The organism is Streptomyces sp. NPDC048191, assembly GCF_040652655.1.
GTDB lineage: Bacteria > Actinomycetota > Actinomycetes > Streptomycetales > Streptomycetaceae > Streptomyces.
On the sequence record NZ_JBEZMO010000009.1, the window covers coordinates 88045 to 109028 of the forward strand.

General features: G+C 72.1%; 15 protein-coding genes. 7 read left to right on the forward strand and 8 right to left on the reverse strand.

Annotated elements, in window-relative coordinates; translation table 11 throughout:
- Window positions 1–13: 13 nt before the first annotated feature.
- Window positions 14–1141 carry a winged helix DNA-binding domain-containing protein gene (locus tag AB0D93_RS17360; protein WP_362120041.1) on the reverse strand — a complete coding sequence of 376 codons (1128 nt, stop codon included), beginning with the start codon at window positions 1139–1141 and terminating at the stop codon, window positions 14–16.
- Between the two features lie 184 nt (window positions 1142–1325).
- Between AB0D93_RS17360 and AB0D93_RS17365 the strand changes: the two genes are divergently transcribed.
- On the forward strand, window positions 1326–2468 hold the full coding sequence (locus tag AB0D93_RS17365) for a magnesium and cobalt transport protein CorA (protein WP_362120043.1): 1143 nt from the start codon (window positions 1326–1328) through the stop codon (window positions 2466–2468).
- A gap of 29 nt (window positions 2469–2497) precedes the next feature.
- On the opposite strand, the gene AB0D93_RS17370 is transcribed toward AB0D93_RS17365, so the two are convergent.
- Window positions 2498–3406, reverse strand: a complete 909-nt coding sequence (locus AB0D93_RS17370) for an S-4TM family putative pore-forming effector (RefSeq protein ID WP_362120045.1) — start codon at window positions 3404–3406, stop codon at window positions 2498–2500.
- Between the two features lie 188 nt (window positions 3407–3594).
- On the opposite strand from AB0D93_RS17370, the gene AB0D93_RS17375 reads away from it, so the two are divergent.
- The 3 genes from AB0D93_RS17375 to fxsT are packed head-to-tail and all read left to right on the forward strand — an operon-like array spanning window position 3595 to window position 10785.
- Window positions 3595–5211, forward strand: a complete 1617-nt coding sequence (locus tag AB0D93_RS17375) for a hypothetical protein (RefSeq protein ID WP_362120047.1) — start codon at window positions 3595–3597, stop codon at window positions 5209–5211.
- The gene (locus tag AB0D93_RS17380) at window positions 5208–6332 is read left to right on the forward strand and encodes a MoxR family ATPase (protein WP_362120049.1); all 1125 of its coding nucleotides are present in this window, start codon (window positions 5208–5210) and stop codon (window positions 6330–6332) included. Before AB0D93_RS17375 ends, AB0D93_RS17380 begins: the two co-directional genes overlap by 4 nt.
- Window positions 6325–10785 (forward strand): FxSxx-COOH system tetratricopeptide repeat protein, encoded by a 4461-nt coding sequence (fxsT, locus tag AB0D93_RS17385; RefSeq protein WP_362120051.1) that lies wholly within the window; start codon window positions 6325–6327, stop codon window positions 10783–10785. The genes AB0D93_RS17380 and fxsT overlap by 8 nt, the downstream gene beginning before the upstream one ends.
- 48 nt (window positions 10786–10833) lie before the next feature.
- Here the strand turns inward: fxsT and AB0D93_RS17390 are convergent, their stop codons facing one another.
- The 3 genes from AB0D93_RS17390 to AB0D93_RS17400 form a co-directional block, all read right to left on the reverse strand.
- Entirely contained in the window at window positions 10834–12786 is a 1953-nt protein-coding gene (locus AB0D93_RS17390) for an HEXXH motif domain-containing protein (RefSeq protein WP_362120053.1), read from the reverse strand.
- Window positions 12787–12822: 36 nt separating this feature from the next.
- Window positions 12823–13002 (reverse strand): hypothetical protein, encoded by a 180-nt coding sequence (locus AB0D93_RS17395; protein WP_153543900.1) that lies wholly within the window; start codon window positions 13000–13002, stop codon window positions 12823–12825.
- A gap of 96 nt (window positions 13003–13098) precedes the next feature.
- Window positions 13099–14637: a hypothetical protein gene (locus AB0D93_RS17400; RefSeq protein WP_362120056.1), complete on the reverse strand. Its 1539-nt coding sequence runs from the start codon at window positions 14635–14637 to the stop codon at window positions 13099–13101.
- A 181-nt stretch (window positions 14638–14818) separates the two neighbouring features.
- Here AB0D93_RS17400 and AB0D93_RS17405 point away from each other — a divergent pair, with 181 nt between their 5' ends.
- Window positions 14819–15667: a patatin-like phospholipase family protein gene (locus AB0D93_RS17405; RefSeq protein WP_362120058.1), complete on the forward strand. Its 849-nt coding sequence runs from the start codon at window positions 14819–14821 to the stop codon at window positions 15665–15667.
- A 266-nt stretch (window positions 15668–15933) separates the two neighbouring features.
- On the opposite strand, the gene AB0D93_RS17410 is transcribed toward AB0D93_RS17405, so the two are convergent.
- Window positions 15934–16572: a phosphoribosyltransferase family protein gene (locus tag AB0D93_RS17410; RefSeq protein ID WP_362120060.1), complete on the reverse strand. Its 639-nt coding sequence runs from the start codon at window positions 16570–16572 to the stop codon at window positions 15934–15936.
- 157 nt (window positions 16573–16729) lie between these two features.
- Here AB0D93_RS17410 and AB0D93_RS17415 point away from each other — a divergent pair, with 157 nt between their 5' ends.
- The gene (locus AB0D93_RS17415; RefSeq protein ID WP_362120380.1) at window positions 16730–17497 is read left to right on the forward strand and encodes a polysaccharide deacetylase family protein; all 768 of its coding nucleotides are present in this window, start codon (window positions 16730–16732) and stop codon (window positions 17495–17497) included.
- Between the two features lie 82 nt (window positions 17498–17579).
- Window positions 17580–18020, forward strand: coding sequence for an SRPBCC family protein (locus AB0D93_RS17420; protein WP_362120062.1), 441 nt, complete (start codon window positions 17580–17582; stop codon window positions 18018–18020).
- Between the two features lie 106 nt (window positions 18021–18126).
- Here AB0D93_RS17420 and AB0D93_RS17425 read toward each other — a convergent pair whose 3' ends face one another.
- Both AB0D93_RS17425 and AB0D93_RS17430 read right to left on the reverse strand, forming a co-directional pair.
- Window positions 18127–19275, reverse strand: a complete 1149-nt coding sequence (locus tag AB0D93_RS17425; protein WP_362120064.1) for an XdhC/CoxI family protein — start codon at window positions 19273–19275, stop codon at window positions 18127–18129.
- 46 nt (window positions 19276–19321) lie between these two features.
- Complete coding sequence (locus AB0D93_RS17430) at window positions 19322–20788, reverse strand: NCS2 family permease (RefSeq protein ID WP_362120065.1); 1467 nt, start codon at window positions 20786–20788, stop codon at window positions 19322–19324.
- Window positions 20789–20984: the final 196 nt, after the last annotated feature.

The window sequence follows — 20984 nt, forward strand, 5'->3', positions numbered from 1 at the left end:
GATCGCACAGGGGTCAGGCGTCCCGCTGTACGACCGTCCCGAAGCGGATGTCGTACGACGACTGCGGATGCAGGACCGCGAGCATCCGCTCCCCCTCCGCGGTGACCTCCTCCCGCTGGGTGCAGGTCAGCTCGGCGAACGGCTCGATGACGAGGGTGCCGGCCTCCAGCTTCCACAGGCCGGCCAGGAAGCCGTCGACCAGCAGGGTGCGGAACGCCTGGTTTCCCCGCCAGTGCCGGCCCCGGTATGCGGGCGGTACCACGCGGCTGCGGTCGGCGTGGGAGAGCAGCAGGTTGTCGAACTCGGGCAGGAAGCGGGGCGGAGCCGGGGTGGCCGGGTCGGGGCGCGGGGCGTCGGGGAGGTCGAAGAGCTCGGTTCCGCTCGGGTCGCGGAAGGTGAGCAGCCGGGGGCGCAGCCGTTCGAAGGCGCCCCGGAGCCGGGTGAGTCCGGCCCAGGTCTGCATGTCCTTCACGGACGCCGGTCCGAAGGCGGCGAGATAGCGCAGGACCAGGCTCTCCGGTGCCGGAGCCGGCCCGGCCGGGCGGCCGAGCCAGTGTTCGGCGGTGGTGAGGGCGACCTGACCGCTGCGGCCCCACAGTCCGCGCGGGGTGACCTGGACCAGCGGCAGCGTGCAGCGGGCGGCGACGGCGAGGGCCCGCGGGTCGGCGTCCGGCCACCGGCCGCTCAGGGCCTGCCGCAGCTCGGCCATGGTCCGCGGCTCGGCCTCCACCAGCTCGCGCGCGAGGCCGGCCAGGAGGCCGAGGTCGACGCCGGTCAGCCCGCCGCGGAAGGCGCCCAGCTCGCGGTCCCGGGCCGGCTGCACGAGGGGCCGCAGGGTGAGGCAGTCGTCGGCGGTGTGGGTGTGGAGGGTGGAGCGCAGGGTGACGATCCGGGCGACCTCGCGGCCGGCCATGAGCGCGGCCAGCCGCTGCGGAGCGAAGCCGTCGAGGCGTGCGGCGAGGGCGTAGTACGGCGGCGTGACGTTCTGTGCCTGGAGACCGAGCAGGTGCGACACGGCGTCGAGCGGGGACAGCGCCGAGCGGCGCAGCAGCAGCTGCCGCTCCAGGGTGGCGCGGTTGAGGGCGCGGACGTCCAGGAGCGGGGCCTCGGCCGCGCCGCGCTGCGCACTGGTCTTCGTCATGCCCGCACGCTAACCGGAGTCGCGGACACCTTCTGTCCGCGACTCTCACCCAACCCCTGCACCCTCGCCCGAGCCCGTCCCGGCACCCCGCGGATATCCTTCTTCTCCCGTACCCCTGGGGTTCTCCCGTCCCCTGTCGCCGGCGAGTGGCCGGGCGCACGCGGAGTCGACGGAGAGGCGGCCGATGTCCGAGCGAGAGAACGGCAGGAACGGCGGGCGCAGGTCCGTCTGGCGCCGCGCCCTCCCCCCGCCCCAGCAGCCCGTCGCCGAGGCGTCCGCGCCCCTGCGGGCACAGGACGCCGAGCCGGTGAGCATCGTCCAGGCGGCGCTGTACCGCGACGGCGTGCGTGTCTCCTCCCCGGCCACGCTGGCCGAGACCTACCGCGAGCTGCGCGAGCAGCCCTCGGGCATGGCCTGGATCGGGCTGGCCCGGCCCACCGGCGCCGATCTGCACTCGCTGGCCGCCGAGTTCGGCCTGCACCCGCTCGCGGTCGAGGACGCGATGGAGGCGCACCAGCGGCCCAAGCTGGAGCGGTACGGCGAGACCCTGTTCGTCGTGCTGCGCGCCGCCCGCTATCTGGACGCGCCGGAGCAGGTCGACTTCGGCGAGCTGCACGTGTTCGTCGGCCCGGACTTCGTCATCACGGTCCGGCACGGCGCGGCACCGGACCTGTCGGCGGTCCGCCGCCGTATGGAGGACAGCCCCGAACTGCTCAAACTCGGCCCGGAAGCGGTGCTGTACGCGATACTCGACGCGGTCGTCGACGGCTACGCCCCGGTGGTCTCGGGGGTGCAGAACGACATCGACGAGATCGAGACCGAGGTCTTCCGCGGCGACCCCGAGGTCTCCCGCCGCATCTACGAACTCTCCCGCGAGACGGTGGAGTTCCAGCGGGCCACCCGTCCGCTCGTCGGCATGCTGCACGGGCTGATGGCCGGCTTCGCCAAGTACGAGACCGACGACGAACTCCAGCGCTACCTGCGGGACGTCGCCGACCACGTGACCCACATCAGCGAACGCGTCGACGGCTTCCGCCAGGCCCTCGCCGAGATCCTCACGGTGAACGCCACCTTGGTCACCCAGCAGCAGAACGCGGAGATGCGGGCGCTGGCGGAGGCGGGGTTCGAGCAGAACGAGGAGGTCAAGAAGATCTCGTCGTGGGCGGCGATCCTCTTCGCGCCCACCCTCGTCGGCACGATCTACGGCATGAACTTCGACCACATGCCGGAGCTGCACTGGCTGTTCGGCTACCCGTTCGCGATCGGGCTGATGGGTGTGGTGTGTCTGACGCTGTACGTGGTGTTCAAGCGCCGGGACTGGCTCTGAGATCTGAGACCCCTGCCCGGCGGCCGCCCTCAGGTCTGCGGCAGCCAGCTGCCGACCTCGTCCATGGCGGCGGCGAAGTCCGCCCGGTCGCTGTCCAGGAACCGCCTGAAGAACCAGTTGGGCACCCGGGCGTGCGCCAGGCGGGTGCGCAGCAGCACGTCCTGGGCCTGCCGGGCCAGCACCAGCAGGTCCGGGACGCGGTCCGCGGGCATCCCCGAGCGGGCGTGTTCCCTCATCTCCCGCAGGACCACCTGCCGGGCGTGTTCGCGTGCCGCGGCGGTGTCGCGCTGGGCGCGCACGATGTCGACACCGAGCAGCAGCAGCCCGAGCGAGGGAATGAACCACGTCGTGAGCAGGGAGGCGAGGGTCATCCGGGTGACCACGCCCACGGCCACCCCGATGGCGACCCACCCGACGACACCGGCCTGGACCGCGGTGGCGTAGCGCCGGCGAATGCGCGCGCCCCAGGCGAGGTTCTGCAGGATGCAGGACAGTACGTCCAGGGGGCGCGGCAGTTCGCGGATCTCGTAGTAGTCCCGCAGCCGCTCCACCGACCCCTTGTAGCGCCGTGCCAGGCGGCTTATCTCGTCGGCGGACGGGGCGTCGCCGGCCAGCGTCTCGTTCCACGGGATGGCGTACAGCCGGGTGTCGAACGTCTCCTGCAGCAGCGCGGCCGTACGGAACTCGCTCTGCGTCCACGAACCGGCCCCGACGGCGTACACGAGCGCCCACAGGAAGCCGGCTGTCGTGAGCACCGTCTGCAGGGCCGGAACCACGACCGCGAGAACCGCTCCGGCGGCCAGGACCACGGACACCACGACGTGGGCGGAGGCGAGCCTGCGGGCGCGGGCGTGCGAGGACTCCCCCGCCCGCAGGACGGCCAGCATGTCCTCGTCGTTCTGCCGCCGCACGATCGGAGCCGGCACTGGTTGACTCACGTGATCCCCCCTGCTCACCCCTGGACGGGCAGCACCCTATGCGGGCGTACACCGCGGCGAGGCGCCCCAAACCATGTTCCTACCGTGAATCTCGTCGAACGTGTTTAGCTGGGCGCCCAATCCCCCTACCCTGATCGGGTGTTGAGGCCGAGGCGCCAGGTAGGGCTGCGTACGGGGGAGAGACGCTCATGCCGTGGGGACTGGCTGCCCAGACCGAACAGCACCGCCGGATCATTCACGGGGTCGTGGCCGTTCTGGCGGATTCGCCGGCTCTGACGGACACGCGCGGCCGGCACCAGTGGCGCCGTGAACTGACCCGGCTCCTGGGCGGTCACGGTCAGGCGCTGGCGGAATACCCCACCGCGCAGCAGGAGTTCGTCGAGGCGGTGCGGGTGTGCGAGGCACTGCCGGACGGCCTGGCGGTGCTGGTGGACGCGACCTGTCTCGTCGCCCCCGCGCTGGAGCACCGCCTGCGGCCGCTCATGGAGGAGTTCCAGGCACTGCGGTTCTACGAGGACAGGGACTGGACGGCGCTGCGCGAGGCCCTGGACGTCGACCTGCCGGAACTCGACGCGACGGTCGCGCGGATCACCGGCGGCCGGGTGCGTCTGCCCGCGTACTGCACGACGGCCTGGGAGGCGTTCCTGCATCTCTCCGGCCTCGCGACCACGCCGGACACGGTGCTGCCGCCCGGGATGGTGCTGCTGGAACACCTGGCGCTCCACACCGATCTCGCCTCGCACGTCGGCGAGTTGCACGGCTGGAACGACCACTTCGCCGCGTCGTGGAAGCTGGCCGACGGCGAGGACGGCCTCGCGGCGCTGCGGGCCCGCCTCCTCGACGGGCCCTCGCCCCCGGTGGACCAGGCCGTCGTGGAGCCCGATGCCCCGGCCACCGTTCCGGCGGACCCGGCCGCCCTGCCGGAACGGCCGGTGATCAGGCTGTACATCAAGCTCGTACCGGATCTCACGCCGCTGCCCGGCGCGGGCCGGCGGCAGGCGCGCAGGGGGCGCCGCTACTGGGTGTCCGCCCGCGTGAAGTACGCGGAGTCACCGCAGTTGCACCACGCGAAGGAGGGCGAGGCCCAGCAGGCGGTCTCCCGCGCGCAGGTGCCGGCCACGGTGGCGCGTCTGCTGACCCGCATGGCCTCCCTGTGGCACACCCGGGCCCAGGAGGTGGTACTGGAGTTCTTCCTGCCCACCGAGCTGCTGAACGAGCCGGTCGAATGGTGGGACCGGGATCCCTCACTCGGCTATCCCAACCCGCTGTTCAGCAAGTATCCCGAGATCATTCTGCACAGCCTGGAGCGCCTTCACCGGCGGGACGCCCACCAGGTCTGGCGGCTGCGCTGGGCACGGTGGAAGGACGCGCCGGAGAACGAGGAGTCCGTCCACTGGTGCGAGCAGACCGGCCATCCGGTGAAGGAGTATCTCGGGCGCCTGGACACCGCGATCGGTGCCAAGAAGGACGTCGTCGCCATGGTGCTCAGCGAGCCGCCGGCCGCCGGCCGGGCGGTCGGCCTCGGAGAAGTTCGCGTGGCCATCGATCTGGGCATCCCTGTTTTCATACACCACCGTGAAGCGACGTCCGAGCAGTTCCATGGCATGGTGCGGGACGGCCTGACCGAAGGCGGTCTGGCAGGCCTTCCGCTCCATGCCCGACAGTGGAAGAGCGATTCCGCAACGCGTACGGACGGCCGGACACAGGCCTCGGCCCAGCACCTCTGCGTCGTCTGGGACGACCCCGAGCAGTTGCTGGACGGTGGTGCCGGCGCGCCTGCCGCGTTCATAGGGGGGATTGAATGAGTGCATCACCTCAGGCGGGCTTACCGGCACCGGACAGCCGGCCGCCGGGCCGGCTGCCGTACACGGGAACCGGTGCCGCGTTCACGGACGAGACTCCGTACGAGGAGCGTGCGTGGCCGCCGGGCCCGCGCTGGCGCACGTTCGACGGAGGGCCGCTGCAGCCCGCGCCCCCCACGGACGGCGAGGCGGACCGGCGCCTCGGACCGGCCGCGGCGACCCGGCGCCCGCCGGCGGACGAGGTGCGGCTGGTCAACGCCGCCATCCTGCTCAGGCGTCCGCTGCTGGTGACGGGCCGGCCCGGCGTCGGCAAGTCCGCGCTCGCCTTCCGCATCGCCCGTGAACTGGGCCTGGGACGAGTGCTCCAGTGGCCGGTCACGAGCCGGACGACGCTGGCCTCGGGGCTCTTCGAGTACGACGTCCTGGGGCGGGCCCAGGCGGGACAGGCGTGGTTCGCCGCCCAGGAGCGGGGGTCCGGGCAGGAGGCCGCCGACGACGGTTCAGCGGCGTCCGCGCTGGACATCGGCGACTTCATCCAACTCGGTCCACTGGGCACCGCCCTCCTGCCCCACCGTCTCCCGCGCGTCCTGTTGATCGACGAACTGGACAAGGGGGACGCCGACCTTCCCAATGACCTTCTGTCCCTGTTCGAGGACGGCTGGTTCCCGGTTCAGCCTCTCGTTCGGGTGAAGCGTCAGATGGGCAGTGTCACCGTTTACACAGCAGACCCGGGCAGGACGGCAACAATTAACGACGGGATTGTCAAAACTCGATCATTCCCGATCGTCATCATGACGTCCAACGGTGAACGAGAGTTTCCTGAGGCGTTTATGCGCCGATGCCTGCGACTTGATATACCGGACCCCACACCGGAGACGCTGGGCGAGTTGGTAGCCGCACACTTCGGGGGCGGGTTGGGAGACGTGCAAGAAAGGCTCGTCCAGGAGTTCATGACACGCAGCGCTCAGGTCGACGGACTGGCGTCCGACCAATTGCTCAACGCAGCACACCTGGTCACTTCAGGCGCCTACTCCTACGGTGAGGGAGACCACGCCGAGTGGCAGGCCGTCCTCGAAGCAATCTGGCACCCGCTGAACGGAGACGGAGCGGACTGGGGTGTCTGACCAACCGCCGAAGATCAACGGTCGCGCGGCGGCCGGCGGACCGAGTCGAGCGTCCGCCGCCGCGGCTGCCTCCGCTGTGCCCATCGGTGAACTGCACCCACGGGAGATCGCGGACGCCGTGTGGCTCGCGGCGTACCACCCGGAGATCGCGGCCGAAGGGGACGGCCACGCCGACCTGCCCGCGCACGCGCCCCCGGCCGGACGGCCGCCGCAGACGCCCCCCGCGGACCCTGCCGAGGAGCAAGCGGCCCCCCGCCGGTTCCCGCCGTGGCCCGCGGACCGGGAGGCCCTCGCCCCGCCCGGGGACCGGAAGACGCGCGCGGAGGACCTCCTGCACGGCCGCGCCAACGGCGACCGCCGGCACGCCGAGGCGGATCCGCTCTCGCTCCTCGCCCTCACGGACGACCTCTGCGCGCCCGGCGCCCCGGGCACCGTCCAGCCGGTGCGCCCCCTGCGGCCGCCCCCCGACCCCCCGCTCCCCCATCTCGCGTGCGCCCTGCGGCCGCTGCGCCGGCCCGCCCCGACGCCCCGGGCGCCGCAGGTCGACACGGACGCCACGGCCGAACGCCTGGCGGTGGACCCGGGACTGCCTCCCGCCATGCGCCCGGGACCCGGGCCCCGCTGGCACGCGGTGCTGCTCCTGGACGTCGCGCCGCGCATGGCCGTGTGGCGCGACCTCACCGAACACACCGCACGCCTGTTCCGGCAGTACGGCGGCTTCGGCGACTTCCGGGTGCTCCACCTCGACACCAGCCGGCCCGAGACGGTGTCCGTCCACTGGCCGGGCACGACCCACGCCCTCTCGCCCGGACGGCTGGTCGACCCGACCGGACGCACGCTCGTCCTCGTCCTCACCGACGGTCTGGCCCCGGCCTGGCAGTCCGGTGCCGTCCAGGCACAGCTGGCGTCCTGGGGCCGCGGGCAGCCGACCGCCGTGCTGAACGTGCTGCCCCAGCACCTGTGGTACCGCACCGCGCTGCACCGGCTGGAACGCGTACGGCTGCACACGTCCGGCGACCGGCCGGGCCCCGGGTCCTGGGAGCACGCCGAGCCGTCGGTACGAAAGCCCGCACACCGCACGGACACCGTCGTCCCCGTCCTGGAGCTGGCCGAGGAGTGGCTGCTGCCCTGGACCACGTTCCTGACCGGGGTGGGGCCGCGCTGGACCGAGGTGGCGGCCCTGGTCCTGCCCCGGACGGCACGCCGGCCCCCCGCGTCCCCGGCCGTGCGCCGACCCCATGAGAAGTCCGCGGCGGAACGCGTCGCCCTGTTCCGTGTCTGGGCCTCTCCGGACGCCTTCCAGCTGGCCACCCGCCTCGCCACCGCTCCCCTGGACCTGCCGCTCATGACGGCCCTGCAACGGCGCACCCTGCCGCGCACCGGGCCGGAACACCTGGCCGAGTTCCTGATGAGCGATCTGGTCACGTCGGACCCGGCCGACGACGGGTTCTTCTCCTTTCACCCGGGTGTCCGCGAGGAAGTGCTGGCGGCGAGCAACCGGCACGCCACCGAGACGGCCACGAAAGTGGTGGCGGAGTTACTCGCCCCGCACAGTGCCGCCGCGCGGGAGATGCTGGCTTACCTGGATGGAGCAACCGCCTCCAAACCGAAGGTCACCGAAGAAAACCGGCGTCTTCGCGAGATCGAGTGCGCGGTTCTCCGATCGCTCTCCGGTGCGCACGCGCGCCGGGCCCGAGTAATCGGGCAACTCATTCGGGCGCACGAGGAATCAACACAGCAGATGAGCGAATCGACACGCGGCGAGCGACCCATCGCGCCACACACGGAAAGCTATGACATAGTGACTGAACCGAACACCTCCGAGGCACCGGTGCTGGCCGAGCAGCTCGGCCACGCTGATACTGGCACCTCCCCAGGAGACGCCACCATGGTCACGGCTTACCCCGACACTGGGTCGCGGCAGGGAATCACACTGAACCGCCCCGCGCCTCTTGCCGCAGTGCGCCCTCAGGTGTGGGGAAACATGCCACCCCGCAATCTCGTCTTCACCGGACGGGAAGACCTGCTGCTGAGGCTGGAAAGGGAATTGCAGGGCGGCCCCACCGCCGTGCTTCCGCATGCCCTGCACGGCCTCGGCGGAGTCGGGAAATCCCAACTCGCCCAGGAATACGTGTACCGCCAGGCGAGCCAGTACGACATTGTCTGGTGGATTCCGGCCGAACGTCCCACGCAGATCGCCCAGGCGCTGGTCGAACTGGCCCACCGGCTGCATCTGCCGGTCAGCAGCGAGGCGATCACCGCGGTGCCGGCCGTGCTGGAGGCCCTGCGTACCGGAAACCCCTACAGCAAGTGGCTTCTGGTCTTCGACAATGCCGAAAGCCCGGAAGCGGTCCAGGAATTCTTCCCGAGCAGTTCGGAGAACAGTTCCGGCGGCTCCATCATCATTACGTCACGCAATCCGCAGTGGAACACCCTGGCCCGTCCGCTGGAAGTCGACGTCTTCGAACGCGTGGAGAGCATTCAGCTGCTCCAGCGTCGTAATCCCGACCTGTCCGACGACGAGGCCGACCAGCTCGCCCATGTCCTGGGCGATCTGCCGCTCGCGGTCGAGCAGGCGTCGGCCTGGCGAGCCGAAACCGGTATGCCCGCCGCCGAGTACCTGCGTCTTTTCGCAGAGAAACGTGCAGAACTCATGACAGTTTCCCGTCCCACGCACTACGAGCAGACCGTCGCGACGGCCTGGAACGTCTCGCTGGACCATCTGGCGAGCAAGAACCCGGCCGCCCTGCAACTGCTCCAGATCTGTGCGTACTTCGCTCCCGAGCCCATCGCGCGGTCGCTGTTCTCCGGGGCACCGGTCCAGCCGATCGCCCCCGACCTGGACCGGGCGCTGACCGACCCGCTGCGCCTGGCGCGGGCCATCCGGGAGATCAACCGGTACTCGCTCGCCAAGATCGACCACCGCAACAACAGCATCCAGATGCACCGTCTGGTGCAGGCGGTGCTCATCGCCCGGATGACGGAGGAACAGCAGCAGCGCATGCGGCACGGCGCCCATCTGCTCCTCGCGGCCAACGCGCCCCGCGATCCCCGGGACCCGGACCACTGGGGCCGCTTCGGCGACCTGTACCCGCACGTGGTGGAGTCCGGCGCGATCGAGTCGGAGGTCGGCAACGTCCGGCAGCTCGTCATCAACACGGCCGACTACCTCTACTACTGGGGCGACCACGAGAGCGCCCGCGAGTTCGGCCAGAAGGCGTACGAGCGGTGGCGGGAGAAGTACGGGGAGGGCGACCAGCAGACCCTGCTGCTGGGCCGCAGCCTCTGGTACGTCCTGTGGCGGATGGGCCGGTACGGGGAGGCCGCCGAACTGAGCCGGCGCATGCTGACCGCCGTACAGGCCCTGGGCTCCGACGCGGAGGAGGAGCTGCTGTCCACGATGGGCCAGGTCGCGGTCGACCGCCGCTCGCACGGCGACTTCCTCGGCGCCCTGGACATGGCCCGTGAGGTGCACGAGAGGGCCGTACGCGCCTATGGCGAGGAGGACCCCCTCACCCTCGACCACACGCACAACCTCGCCGTGGCCCTGCGCGCCTGCGGTCACTACCGCGAGGCGCTCGAACTGGACGAGGAGACCTGGCGCCGGAACGTCCTCATCTACGGCGAGGAGGCGTACGACACCCTCCTGTCCGAGATGGGTCTGGCGCTGGACCGCCGGGAGGCGGGCGACTACGCGCTCGGCGCCCGGATGTTCGAGGAGATCGTCGAGAAGTACCGCAGCGTGTTCGGCGAGATGAACCCGCACTCACTGCGTGCGCTGGCCCGGCTGGCCGTCTCGCGGCGCAAGGCCGGCGACCACCAGGCGGCCTACGACCTCAGTCTGCAGGCCAGCAAGGCGCTCACCGACCGCTACGGCGAACGCAGCCCGGACTCCCTGGTGGCCTCGCTCAGTCTGTCGATCGACCTCAGGCAGCTCAACAACCTCGACGACGCGCTCAAACTCGGTGAGCGGACCCGTGATCTGTACGCCGAGGTCTTCGGCTCGCAGCACCCCGACACGGTCGCGGCGGACATCGACCTCGCCATCACCCTCCGTCTGGTCAACCAGGTGGAGGACGCCCGCGCCCTCAACGAGAACGCCCTGGAACGCGCGGTGCGGGCCCTGGGCGAGGATCACCCGACCGTACTCGTGTGCGCGGCCAACCTGGCCAGCGACAGGTACGCGCAGGGAGACGCCGCCGGCGCCCTGGAGCTGGACCAGCGGACCCTGGAGCGGGTGAAGGCCACCCTGGGCGAACAGCACCCCACCGCGTACGCCCTGATGAACAACATCTCCAGTGATCTGCGGGCGCTGCGCCGTACGGAGGAGGCCGAGGCCATGCACGCGGCCGCCGTGGAGGGCCTGAGCGGCAAGCTCGGGGCCACCCACCCGGCCTGCACGGACGCCGAGGCCTGGCGCCGCTCCAACTGCGACGCCGACCCCATGCCCTGAGCCCCCGGGGCACACGGCACAGCACCTCGGCGGCACCGCGGGACGCGGTCAGGGCAGGGCCACCGTGCGGCCGAGCCACTCGGCCACGGCGACGGGGTCCGGCGCGGACGCGCTCTTGAGCTTGACGGACGCGTAGACGTGCCGGACCAGTTCCGGACAGACGGTGAGGGCGTGGGCCGCCCGGGTGCTCTCCCGCCGCCCCCGCAGCGTCCACGCCAGTCCGGCCCACGCGGTGCCCGGGGCCGGGCCGGCGTCGCTGTGGGACCTGATCTCGGCGGCGTACAGCTGCTCCGCGGCCGTCAGCCGGCCGTCGAGCAGGTGGACGTCCGCCGGCCGCGCACCCAGCACGACGTCGCCGAGGGCGTCCGTGACCCGTACCCGGTCTGCCGTGGCCGGGATCAGCCGCATCCGCATGAGTACGGCGCGGGCGTCCAGGTGACGCGCCGCCGGGTCCGGTACGAGGCGCGGGTCCGGACAGTGCCAGGCCCGCTCGGGCGCCGCGGCACCGGCCCGGCCGTCGCCCCACTCCTGCACCAGGTCGGCCACCAGGTCCGGATCGGGCACCAGGTGGTGGGCGCGCCAGCTCAGGGCGTGGTCGTCGACGGCCAGCTCCGCCCAGGCGAGCGGCTTCGGCAGCACCGGTTCCTCCTGCCACTCCCGCACGGTCTCCAGCAGCCGGCCGACCAGTCTGCGCCCCAGGGCGGTCAGTTCGGGCTCCGGCTCCAGCGCGGGCAGCACCCGCAGGAGCTGGCGGCGGCGCAACGCGAACTCGAACGCCGCCAGCGGTTCCTCCTCGGCGGGGCATCCGTTGAGGAGGTGGCCGCGCCAGAAACGCGCCACGCCCGTGAAGGCGTAGACCCCGTGCAGTACTCCCCGCAACGGGCGAGGGTCGTCCCGCCACGGGACGTGGAAGCGCCGCGTGACGTCGGGCGTGTGCAGCGAGTACATGTGCAGCAGGGCGCTGAGCTTGCTGTGCTGCGCCTCGTGGGTGAGCACGGCGGCGAACTGGGCCGCGGCGGCGGGTTCGGTGCCGGCCGGTTCGGACGCCGCCATGCCGCCCATGCCGTCCTCCATGGTGGCGCTGTGCCAGCGGAACGGCAGTGCGGCGGGCAGCGGCTCGATGGACCGCAGGCAGGCGCTGACGTCCTCGGCGCCGCTGGGGTCCACCCGGGCCAGCAGCGGCCAGGCCCGCTGCAGCAGGTCGGTCCAGCGCAGCACGGCCTCCGTCGCGGCCGGGCCGGTGGCCCCCTCCGGGCTGTCCCAGGCCTTTCCCCGCATCCGGTAGGGACCCAGCTCGTGCAGCAGGACCTGCCGGGGGCCGTCGGGCAGGTCCAGGGAGAGCAGACGGGGGACCTGCCAGTGGGCGGACGGCTGCGAGAAGGGCCGCTCGATCCGCACGGCGTCCCGGTCGCCGGCCTCCGGGCCGCTCCGCGCCACGGTGAGCGTGTGGGACGTGAACGTGGCCTCGGCCGCTTGCCATGCCGGGGACGGGCCCGGGAGGACCGCGCATCCGAGGGTGGGGAACCAGACCCGTCCGGCCCGGACGGGCACCCTCAGCCGGAACGGGAGCCCGGTGCGCACCGCAGCCACGGCGGCGAGCAGGTGCAGATGGCCCACGTCCGCCCAGAGCGGAGGTTCGCCCGGCTCACGCCCGTGGCCGGGGCTTTGTAATCGCTGCAGACAGTGGCGCAGCCAGCGCCCGGTCTCGGGCAGCAGCAGGATGTCGTCGGCTATCGCGGCGCTCTGCCGTTCGGAGGCGATGAGGAGCTCCCAGGCCTCCTCGATGCCGGACAGCGGCCCCGTCGCGTCGGCTCGCCCGCTCGCGGTGCCGGTCAGCATCCCCAGCAGCACCAGCCGGTGGCTGCGTTCGGAGTCCCACAGGTGGGCGATGACCGCGTGCCCGCCCCCGCCGCCGGCCAGGAGGTCGAAGTGCCTGGGAGGGAGCCCGTGCCGCGGGAGTCCTGGTGCCGACCACCCCGGGGACAGAGAGGAGCCACCCACCGATGAGCCTCCGTGGTCGCCGTCGGGGCCTCGACATCAGACCGTGAAACTGCTCTTGGGATCGCCGGCGAAGACGGAAGGGTTGCCGAACTCCGTCAGAAGCCGTCGCTCCGCCGTCTGCCACTCGCGGCCGTTCCGGTACGCCGGTACGTCCTCCAACGCGAGCTGTGAGAGATCGGGCAGCTCCGACTCGATGATCGCCCCAGCCTGGTCCATCCTCTGTGGCCCTCCCCGTCCCCCGGCGTTCGGCCCTATCCTCTGTCATTTCATGATGTCCCCGCGACCCCTGCCCGGAAACCCCGAGCCGGAAAATCAGCCCCCGCCCGGTCCGTCGTGCGCCGGGGGACCGAACTCCGGCATCGCCTCCAACAGGCCGAAAACCACGCCGCGTTGCGTGCTTCCGGCGTCCACTTTCCGTATGGCGTCGCGGAGTTGGCGCAGGCCGTTCGGGAACCCGGCGCAGGTGTCGACCAGGCCCAGGACTTCCACCCGCAGGATGTTGGATCTCGGGATGCTCACCGTCAGTTTCCTGGGCAGCTCACGCAGGACGGCCTCGCGGGAGTCCTTGTCGGCCATCACGGGCAGCGCCTCGAGGGCGTCCACCAGCGCCTCCCGCCGGTCCGTCCGCTCCTCGTCCGGGCGGCCGTACCGCGCCGGTGCGGCAGGCGGCCGGGCGGGCGCGGCCGGGGTGGCCGGGGTGGCCGGGCGGGGCTCCAGGACGGCCTCGTAGGCGTGAGCGGCCAGCAGCAGGTACCAGTTCCGGGCGCGGGCGCCGAGGCCGGAGAACGTCGTGCAGGTGAGGGCGCCGGCGACGACGGACAGCAGGTACTGGTCGGTCCACGGCTCCCGCCACCGGGCCATCACCTCGTCGGCGGTGTCCCGTACGCAGTCGACGCGCCGTACCACCTCGGCGGGAAGGCGGTCGGCGTGCTCGTGGCGCGGTGCGACGACGTAGTCGAGCAGCGCCTGTTCCTGCCGGGCCGGCAACGCCCCCGCGACGAACGGCGCGAGCGCCGACAGCAGCAGCATGACGATGTCGCACGTGAGTGCCCCGTCGGCCCGGAAGCTCCCGAGGTCGATCAGCCGGTACGCCTGCTCCAGGGGGGCACCGCGCCGCACCGGGACGATGACGTTGTCCACGTGCAGGTCCCCGTGGGTGAGCCCGGTGAGGACCGGCACCTCGGGGTCGGGCAGCTCCGGGTGCCCTCCGAAGACCAGCAGGAAGGGGTTGGGCAGCCGGCGGCCGCCGGCGTCGAACCAGGGCTCGGCGGAGCCCGCCGGCCCGGCGTCGCGCCGCGCTGCCCTGAGCGAGCGCAGTGCGCCTCCCTCGGGATCGGCCTCCCCGCGTACGAAGGCGGAGGCCGGCATCCGACGCGGCGTCACCTCGGTCGTGTTCCACTCGGTGAGCAGGCCCCGCACGACGTGCGCGCAGGTGCGGGTGAACGTCTCGCCCTCCAGGGCGCCGAGCGGCAGGGCGTCGCGCAGTCCGTCGCCGGCGACGGACTGGAACATCAGGGCTCCCCCGCTCTTGAGGGGGAAGGGCCCGAAGACCTGCTCCACGAGGTGGTCCGCCGCGAAGGCGCGGGGTGAGGCCCGCAAGGCCCGGGCGTGCCGCGCGGGTTCCGTCCGGTGCGGCCCTTCGGGCAGCACTTTCAGGACGGCGATCCTGGGCGGTGGGGCCAACGCCAGCGCCGCCAGCACGGCTCCGGTGTGCCCCTTGCCCGGCGGCAGCCAGGACGGCTGGATCAGGTGCACGGTCTGGGCGTTCAACTCGGCCCAGTCGAGCAGGGCTTGAGCCGTGTCGTGACCCAACCGGTCGGCGAGTTCCGCGGGATCGGGGACCGGGGACACGTACGCCTCCTTGGGCCGCCGGGTGGGCGCACGGTGCCGCACGGCTCGCGGCGTACGCACAGTCAGTGTTCCACGGCCCCCCGCGGACCGGCCAGAGTCCCCGAGGGGCCGGCCGGCTGCGGGAATGGCCGCGCGGCGAGCGGTGTCCTTACCGTCGATCACCGACTGTGGAGGAGTGGAGATGACCGAGGCACTGGTACTGGGTGGCGGTGGCGTGGGCGGGATCGCCTGGATCACCGGGCTGCTCGTGGGGCTCGCGGACGCCGGGCAGGACGTCAGCGGGGCCGATCTGCTGGTGGGGACCTCCGCCGGGTCGACCGTGGCCGCCCAGCTGGGCAGCGGACTGGGCCTGCGGGAGCTGTACGCCCGGCAGGTGGACCCGGCGTTGCAGGCCGCCGAGATCATGGCCGAGATGGATCTGGAGACGTTCGCGGCGCAGATCGGCGCGGCGACGGGCTCGGCCGCCTCCGTACCGGAGTTGCGGCGCAAGGTCGGTGAGGTCGCGCTCGGGTCGCGGACCGTGTCCGAGGAGGCCAGGCGCGCGGTGATCGAGTCACGGCTGCCGTCGCACGGCTGGCCGGAGCGCGCGCTGAAGGTCGTCGCGGTGGACGCGCGGAGCGGTGAGCCGGTCGTCTTCGAACGCGGCTCGGGCGTCCCGCTGGTGGACGCGGTCGCGGCGAGCTGCGCCGTGCCGGGCGTGTGGCCGCCGGTGACGATCGGCGAACGCCGGTACGTGGACGGCGGGGTACGCTCCATCGCCAACGTCGACCTCGCCGCCGGCGCGGACCGGGTGCTGGTGATCGTGCCGCTCGGCGCCACCGAGCCGTTCCCCAGCGAGCAGCCGCTGGAGCGGTCGGTGGAGGAGCTGCGCGCGCGGGGCGCCGAGGTGGTGGTCCTCGCTCCCGACGAGGCGTCGGCGTCCGCGATCGGCGACAACCCGCTGGACCCCGCCACCCGCGTCCCGGCCGCCGAGGCGGGCCGCGCCCAGGGCCGCACGGTGAAGCTGCCGTGGAGCCGCCCCACGAACTGAACGCTCCCAACGCCCCGTTCAGCGCCCCGGCCGAACCGACCCACCGGTTCGAGAACCACGGCCGACCCGGACCGGCAACAACCGGACACCCGGCCGCACAGCCCGTCAACGCCCCAGGGCCGGACAGTGAAGCTGCCACGGGGCCGCCCCCACGCACTGAACGCTCCCAACGCCCCGTTCAGCGCCCCGGCCGAACCGACCCACCGGTTCCAGAACCACGGCCGACCCGGACCGGCCAACAACGGGACACCCGGCCGCACAGCCCGTCAACGCCCCAGGGCCTCCAGTACCTCCGCGTCCGTCAACTGCTCGAAGTCGTCGTACCACTGGCCCACCGCGGTGAAGCCGGCCGGCTGGTGCGGGCACACGATGGTGTCGGCCTCGGCGGCGAGCCGGCTCACGGAGTCCGGGGCGCCGACGGGGACCGCCAGGACGAGACGGGCCGGCCGGTGGCGCCGTACGTGGCGCAGGGCCGCGCGGGCGGTGGCGCCGGTGGCCAGCCCGTCGTCGACGACGATCACCGTACGGCCCGCGGGATCCGGCGCCGGTCGTTCGCCGCGGTAGCGCTGCTCGCGGCGCCGCAGTTCCTGCCGTTCGCGTTCGACCACCGGTGCGAGGGCCTCCTCGGTGAGGCCGAGCCGGTCCAGGGTCCCGGCGTTGAACAGGGGCGGGTCGTCACCGACGAGCGCGCCGACCGCGAACTCCTGGTGGTGGGGGGCGCCGATCTTGCGGACGATCAGTACGTCGAGCGGGGCGCCGAGGGCGCGGGCGACGGGCTCGGCCACCGCGATGCCGCCGCGCGGCAGGGCGAGCACGAGGGGATCGGCGAGGATGCCCTGATCGCGCAGGTCGCTCAGCAGCCCGGCGAGTTCCCGCCCGGCTTCGGCACGGTCCCGGAAGCGCATGGCCGTCCTCCTCCGCGGAGCCTCTCCTTCCATGGTGCTCCCGGTCGGCACCCACCGCGCGAGGAATTCGAACTTGTGAACTATACACTGAGTGTATAGTCTCCGCATGCCTCTTTCGACCGACAAGATCCCGACGCCGAAGCACGCGACAAGAGAGATGCGCGGAACCGCCCGAAGGTTGCGTCCGGCCGCGCTCGCCTCGGCCGCCCTCGGCCTGGCGCTCACGCTGTCCGGCTGTGCCCAGGTCGACACGACCGCACCGAGCACCGTGCGGGCCGCCGCGGCGCACGGGGCACCGGCGAGGTTCGGCACCGTCGACTGCCGCGAGGCCAAGTGCATCGCGCTCACCTTCGACGCGGGGCCCAGCGAGCACTCGGCGCGGCTGCTGGACATCCTGAAGCAGAAGAAGGTCCCGGCCACCTTCTTCCTGCTCGGCAAGAACCACATCGAGAAGTACCCGCAGCTGGTCAAGCGGATGGCCGCCGAGGGCCACGAGGTCGCGAGCCACACGTGGGACCACAAGATCCTCACGCGGATATCGGACGCCGCGATACGCGAGGAGCTGAAACGGCCGGACGACGCGATCGAGCGGCTCACCGGACGCAGGCCCACGCTGATGCGCCCGCCCCAGGGCCGTACGGACACCGACGTGCACCGCATCGCCAAGGAGCAGGGCCTGGCGGAGGTGCTGTGGAGCGTGACCGCCAAGGACTACGCCACCAGCGACTCCGACCTCATCACCAAGCGCGTCCTCGACCAGGCGTCCCGGGACGGGATCATCCTGCTGCACGACCTCTACCCGGGCACGGTGCCCGCCGTGCCCGGCATCATCGACGCGCTGAAAGCACGCGGATACGCTTTCGTGACGGTGCCTCAGCTGCTGGCACCCGGCAAGGCGGAACCGGGCAAGGTGTACCGGCCCTGACACCGTCAACACCGCGGTCGCAGCCGGGTGGAGCGGGGGCCGAACGGACGGCCGGCCCGCGCCCATTGCCTACGATCGTGCCGTGCCGACCTTCTCCTTCGCCCGCACGGCCCCGCTCCCCCTCGACGAGGCGTGGCGCCGGCTCACCGAGTGGCCCCGCCACGCCGACGCGGTACCGCTCACCCGGATCGAGGTGCTCACGCCGGAGCCGACCGGTGTGGGGACGCGCCTCGTGGCCCGCTCCGGCCTCGGCCCCCTGACCTTCGACGACGTCATGGAGGTGACGGTCTGGCGTCCGCCCGCCGACGGCGAGGGCGGCCTGTGCCGCCTGGAGAAGCGCGGCCGGGTGGTCCTCGGCTGGGCGGAGATCGAGGTGCGCCCGGGGCCCGGCGGCCGTAGCCGGGTGGTGTGGCGGGAGGAGTTGCGGGTGCGGTTCCTGCCCCGCGCCTTCGACGGCGTACTGGTGCGCACGGCCCGCGCGACGTTCGGACGCGCGGTGAACCGGTTGCTCAGGCGCGCGTGAGCCCGGCGCGTGCCGCCGTACGGACGGGCGGCGCGCCCGCGTCGGCTGGCGCTGTGAGGTGCCGTGAGGTGCCGTGAGGTGCCGGGCCGGGAGCGGTCCGGGGGATTCAGGCCACCGAGCCGATGCGGCCGACCGGTGCCGCCGCCTCACGGTGGATCGGCGTGTGCGCCCCGGTCAGCGACACACCCGAGCCTCCCCGCCGGTCGGCCACGATCTCCGAGGCGATGGACAGCGCCGTCTCCTCCGGCGTACGGGCGCCGAGGTCGAGGCCGATCGGGGAACGCAGACGGGCCAGTTCGAGCTCGGTGACGCCGACCTGGCGCAGCCGCTCGTTGCGGTCGAGGTGGGTACGGCGGGAGCCCATCGCGCCGACGTAGGCGACCGGGAGGCGAAGCGCCAGCTGGAGCAGGGGGACGTCGAACTTGGCGTCGTGGGTGAGGACGCACAGCACGGTGCGTCCGTCGACGCCGGTGCGCTCCAGGTACTTGTGGGGCCACTCGACGACGATCTCGTCGGCCTCGGGGAAACGGGTCTTCGTGGCGAAGACGGGGCGCGCGTCGCACACGGTCACGTGGTAGTTGAGGAACTTGCCCATGCGGACCAGCGCGGACGCGAAGTCGATGGCGCCGAAGACGATCATGCGGGGGGCGGGGACGGAGGACTCGACGAGGAGGGTGAGGGGTTCGCCGCAGCGCGCGCCGGTCTCACCGATCCCCACGGTGCCGGTCCGGCCGGCGTCCAGCATCGCGAGGGCCTCCTCGGCCGCGGTGCGATCCAGCTCGGGGTGACCCCCGAAACCGCCGTCGTAGGAACCGCCCGGGCGGACGAGGAGGGCCCGGCCCCGCAGCGCTGCCGGTCCCTCCACGATCCGCGCGACCGCTGCCGCCTCCCCACGGGCGGCGGCGGCCACCGCGGAGGCGACCACCGGCCGGGCGGGACCGTCCGCCCGGACCGGCGTGACGAGGATGTCGATGACGCCGCCACAGGTCAGGCCGACGGCGAAGGCATCCTCGTCGCTGTACCCGAAGCGCTCCAGGACGGTCTCGCCGTCCTCGAGTGCCTGCCGGCACAGCTCGTACACGGCCCCTTCCACGCATCCTCCGGAGACCGAACCGATGGCCGTGCCCTCGCTGTCGACGGCGAGCGCGGCACCGGGTTGCCGGGGCGCGCTCCCGCCGACGGCCACCACGGTGGCGACGGCGAAGTCACGTCCCTGCTCGACCCACCGGTTCAGCTCGTCGGCGATGTCCAGCATGTTCGGCCTCCTGATCGGGTCATGGGATGCGTGGCGGGTCCGGGCGTCAGTGCACGCCCAGCGCCGCCCGGATCGGATGCAGTGAGAAGTAGACGAGGAAGAGCACGGTCAGACCCCACATGAAGGGGCCGATCTCCCGCCACTTGCCCTGGGCGAGCTTGATGACGACGTAGGAGATCACACCGGCGGCGACACCGGGGGTGATCGAGTACGTGAACGGCATGATCACGACGGTCAGGAAGACCGGGATCGCGACGGCGCGGTCGCCCCAGTCCACATGGCGGGCGTTCATCATCATCATCGCGCCGATGGTGACGAGGGCGGCCGAGGCCACCTCGCGCGGCACGATCGCCGTGATCGGCGTGAAGAAGAGGCAGAGGGCGAAGAAGCCACCGGTGACCACCGAGGCCAGGCCGGTACGGGCGCCCTCACCGACACCGGTCGCGGACTCCACGAACACGGTCTGCCCGGAACCGCCCACGACACCGCCGAGCGCGCCGCCGGCACCGTCGATGAACAGCGCCTTGGACAGGCCCGGCATCCGCCCCTGGGAGTCGGCGAGGTTGGCCTCGGTGCCGATGCCGATAATGGTGGCCATGGCGTCGAAGAAGCCGGCGAGCACCAGCGTGAAGACGATGAAGGTGACCGTCATGTAGCCGACGTCGCCCAGGCCGCCGAAGGACACCTTGCCGATGAGCGAGAAGTCCGGCATGGACACGGCGCTGCCGTGCAGTGCGGGACCCTCGCCGTTGGCCCAGCCCTTGTCGTCGACGAGGCCGGCCGCGTTGACGACGACCGCGAGAACGGTTCCGGTGACGATGCCGATGAGGATGGCGCCCGGCACGTTGCGGGACTGCAGCGCGAAGATGAGCAGCAGCGTGACGGCGAAGAGCAGGACGGGCCAGCCCGCGAGCTCACCCGCGTTGCCCAGCGTGACCGGGGTCGCCGTACCGGCGTGTACGAACCCGGCCTTGACCAGACCGATGAACGCGATGAACAGACCGATGCCGATCGTGATGCCGTGCTTGAGCGGCAGCGGGATCGCGTTCATGATCATCTCACGGAGGCCGGTGACCACCAGGAGCATGATCACGACGCCGTAGGCGACGCACATGCCCAGGCCCTGAGCCCACGTCAGGTCCTTGGTCCCCATGACCAGACCGGCCAGCACACCGGAGACGGAGAGTCCGGCGGCCATGGCGAGCGGCACCTTGCCGAACCAGCCCATGAGGAGAGTGGTGGCCGCGGCGCCGAGCGCGGTGGCCGTGATGAGGGCCTTCTGGCTCAGCGAGTCGCCGGACTTGTCCGCGCCGCTGAGGATCACCGGGTTGAGCAGGAGGATGTACGCCATCGCCATGAAGGTGGTGATGCCACCGCGGACCTCGGTCGCGATGGTGGATCCTCTGTCGGATATGTGGAAGTACCGGTCGAGCCACGACCTGCCGGCCGGCGGACGCGAACCCGCGCCCGCGTCTTCGGCGGTGTTCGTGGGCTCCACTGACTGCTGGGTCATGGGGCCATCTCCCAAGGTTCAAAGGGGCACCCGTACAACCGCCCTGACGGTCACGGGATTTGGGAATGGACGACCCGGGGGACGGCCCGAGACGAACAAGGGGGGCTTCGAGGACCGCGAGCGGTGCGGAACTCGAAGGGGGTTCCTCCGGGCGGCACGGCGGAGTGTGTGACGTTCCCTGCGCCGCCCGGAGAGC